Origin of the sequence: Mesorhizobium sp. WSM4989 (genome assembly GCF_029625795.1) — a bacterium.
Taxonomy (GTDB): domain Bacteria; phylum Pseudomonadota; class Alphaproteobacteria; order Rhizobiales; family Rhizobiaceae; genus Mesorhizobium.
Genome location: NZ_JARTVN010000012.1, coordinates 2,501 through 6,281 on the forward strand (window position 1 = coordinate 2,501; position 3,781 = coordinate 6,281).

Genomic DNA, 3,781 nt, shown 5'->3' on the forward strand with positions numbered 1-3,781 from the left:
TGGTCCGCGAGGATCGTGATTTGTCGCAAGGGACGCTCAATCCCTTGCCTATGATGGGTAAGCCTAACCGCGCCCTCGAACCGATCTCGAGAAGCTGGTCTTTTTGTGCCAATTCCATTGAAGCAAATCCCGCACAGGATTTGGTTCGTGCGACAATCCCTTCGGGATTGCGCTTATGCGACGATCCCTTCGGGATCGCGCATGATGGGTATTGGCAATGAGAACGATCAAGTGTCTTAAGGGCAATTGGTGGATGCCTTGGCATGCACAGGCGATGAAGGACGTGATACGCTGCGATAAGCTACGGGGAGGTGCGAATACCCTTTGATCCGTAGATCTCCGAATGGGGGAACCCACCTAAGGTACTTGGAAAATCAGAGCAGCAGGGCAACTGACGCGACAATCCCAAAAGGATTGAGCGTGGGGCGACGATCTCTTTGGGATCGCGCTGTTTTTGCTGCTGTGGTTTCCAAGTATCGATAATAGGTAACTTATCCTGAATACATAGGGATAAAGTGGCGAACGCGGGGAACTGAAACATCTAAGTACCCGTAGGAAAGGACATCAACCGAGACTCCGGAAGTAGTGGCGAGCGAACCCGGACCAGGCCAGCGGCGATTGAGAGACAAGCGGAACCTTCTGGAAAGTTGGGCCATAGCGGGTGACAGCCCCGTACGCGTAATGCGATCAATCGTCCTTGAGTAAGGCGGGACACGTGAAATCCTGTCTGAAATTGGGAGGACCACCTTCCAAGCCTAAGTACTCGTGCATGACCGATAGCGAACTAGTACCGTGAGGGAAAGGTGAAAAGCACCCCGACAAGGGGAGTGAAAGAGTACCTGAAACCGATTGCCTACAAACAGTGGGAGCCCGTCCTTCAAATCGCTTGACGATTTGAAGAACTTTTGATTTTGCCATCAAGAGCGCAAGCGCTTTGATGGGCGGGTGACCACGTACCTTTTGTATAATGGGTCAGCGACTTAGTGTGACGAGCAAGCTTAAACCGATAGGTGTAGGCGCAGCGAAAGCGAGTCTGAACAGGGCGTTCAGTTCGTCGCATTAGACCCGAAACCGAGTGATCTAGCCATGAGCAGGCTGAAGGTAAGGTAACACTTACTGGAGGGCCGAACCCATAACTGTTGCAATAGTTCGGGATGACTTGTGGCTAGGGGTGAAAGGCCAATCAAACTCGGAAATAGCTGGTTCTCCGCGAAATCTATTTAGGTAGAGCGTCGACCGAATACCCCAGGGGGTAGAGCACTGGATGGGCTAGGGGTCCTCACCGGATTACCAAACCTAACCAAACTCCGAATACCTGGGAGTACTAGTCGGCAGACACACGGCGGGTGCTAACGTCCGTCGTGAAAAGGGAAACAACCCTGACCTACAGCTAAGGTCCCCAAGTTATGGCTAAGTGGGAAAGGATGTGAGGATCCCAAAACAACCAGGATGTTGGCTTAGAAGCAGCCATCATTTAAAGAAAGCGTAACAGCTCACTGGTCTAAATAAGGGTCTTTGCGCCGAAAATGTAACGGGGCTAAAGCCATACACCGAAGCTTAGGGTTCGTGAGCAATCACGAGCGGTAGCGGAGCGTTCTGTAAGCCAGTGAAGCCGTACCCGTGAGGGGCGGTGGAGGTATCAGAAGTGCGAATGCTGACATGAGTAACGTAAGGGGAGTGAGAGACTCCCCCGCCGAAAGACCAAGGGTTCCTGCTTAAAGTTAATCTGAGCAGGGTTAGCCGGCCCCTAAGACGAGGCGGAAACGCGTAGTCGATGGGAATCACGTTAATATTCGTGAGCCTGGAGGTAGTGACGGATCACACAAGTTGTCCAATCTTATCGGATTGAAAGGGCAGCGGAGTGGTTCCAGGAAATAGCTCCTCCTTATAGACCGTACCCGAAACCGACACTGGTGGTCTGGTAGAGTATACCAAGGCGCTTGAGAGAACTATGCTGAAGGAACTCGGCAAATTGCACGCGTAACTTCGGAAGAAGCGTGACCCTTTTTTGCGCAAGCAGAGGAGGGTGGCACAGACCAGGGGGTAGCGACTGTTTATCAAAAACACAGGGCTCTGCGAAGTCGCAAGACGACGTATAGGGTCTGACGCCTGCCCGGTGCTGGAAGGTTAAGAGGAGGGGTGCAAGCTCTGAATCGAAGCCCCAGTAAACGGCGGCCGTAACTATAACGGTCCTAAGGTAGCGAAATTCCTTGTCGGGTAAGTTCCGACCTGCACGAATGGCGTAACGACTTCCCCGCTGTCTCCAGCATAGACTCAGTGAAATTGAATTCCCCGTGAAGATGCGGGGTTCCTGCGGTTAGACGGAAAGACCCCGTGCACCTTTACTATAGCTTTACATTGGCATTCGTAGTGGCATGTGTAGGATAGGTGGTAGGCTTTGAAGCCTGGGCGCCAGCTCAGGTGGAGCCACCCTTGAAATACCACCCTTATCACTATGGATGTCTAACCGCGGCCCGTTATCCGGGTCCGGGACAATGTATGGTGGGTAGTTTGACTGGGGCGGTCGCCTCCTAAAGAGTAACGGAGGCGCGCGATGGTGGGCTCAGAACGGTCGGAAATCGTTCGCTGAGTGCAATGGCATAAGCCTGCCTGACTGCGAGACTGACAAGTCGAGCAGAGACGAAAGTCGGTCATAGTGATCCGGTGGTCCCGTGTGGAAGGGCCATCGCTCAACGGATAAAAGGTACGCCGGGGATAACAGGCTGATGACCCCCAAGAGTCCATATCGACGGGGTTGTTTGGCACCTCGATGTCGACTCATCGCATCCTGGGGCTGGAGCAGGTCCCAAGGGTATGGCTGTTCGCCATTTAAAGCGGTACGTGAGTTGGGTTCAGAACGTCGTGAGACAGTTCGGTCCCTATCTGCCGTGGGTGTAGGAATATTGAAAGGATCTGTCCCTAGTACGAGAGGACCGGGATGGACGGATCTCTGGTGGACCTGTTGTGGCGCCAGCCGCATTGCAGGGTAGCTATATCCGGACGGGATAACCGCTGAAGGCATCTAAGCGGGAAACCCACCTTGAAACGAGTATTCCCTGAGAACCGTGGAAGACGACCACGTTGATAGGCCGGGTGTGGAAGAGCGGCAACGCTTGAAGCTTACCGGTACTAATAGTTCGATCGGCTTGATCGTTCTCATTCCTAATATCCATCCGACAAAGTCGGATGGTCTGCCTGCGCTCACGCATGAGCGGCCCTTACGGGCCTATGCTCCGCGAGGGCGCCGGACGACCGGCGACGCGCAGTCGCGCTTGCGGGCTTCGCCCGTAGGCAAAACGCAGACGTCGCCTTGGCACAAAACGACGATCCTTTGGATCGCGCTTGAACAGCTTCTCGATTTGAACGTGCGTTTCGCCGACCTGGTGGTTATGGCGGAGCGGCTGCACCCGATCCCATTCCGAACTCGGCCGTGAAACGCTCCAGCGCTGATGGTACTTCGTCTCAAGACGCGGGAGAGTAGGTCGCTGCCAGGTCTGCCAAGCGCACGTTCATCTCACATCCGGATCCGGATGCAGACAAATCTTCTCCTTGCGATTGTTGTGATGCATGTCGTTGCCTCAAAACCGCTAACACTTTTGAGCGACATGCATGAGGCCCGCCAAACGGGATCCCGGGCCGCGCAAGCGGCCCTTTCATTGGGCGGTCCCTTGAATACGGTAAGCGCAAACTTACCTCTATGGTGACGCGGGGTGGAGCAGCCCGGTAGCTCGTCAGGCTCATAACCTGAAGGTCACAGGTTCAAATCCTGTCCCCGCAACCA

Annotated in this window: 1 tRNA gene and 2 rRNA genes; all 3 read left to right on the top strand. The window is 54.2% G+C overall.

What is annotated here, in order from left to right:
* The first annotated feature begins 225 nt into the window (after positions 1-225).
* The 3 genes from P9217_RS30090 (at position 226) to P9217_RS30100 (ending at position 3,781) form a co-directional block, all read left to right on the top strand.
* A 23S ribosomal RNA gene (locus P9217_RS30090) occupies positions 226-3,154 on the top strand.
* Positions 3,155-3,379: 225 nt separating this feature from the next.
* Positions 3,380-3,494: ribosomal RNA gene (gene rrf, locus P9217_RS30095) — 5S ribosomal RNA — on the top strand.
* Between the two features lie 210 nt (positions 3,495-3,704).
* Positions 3,705-3,781: transfer RNA gene (locus P9217_RS30100), tRNA-Met, on the top strand.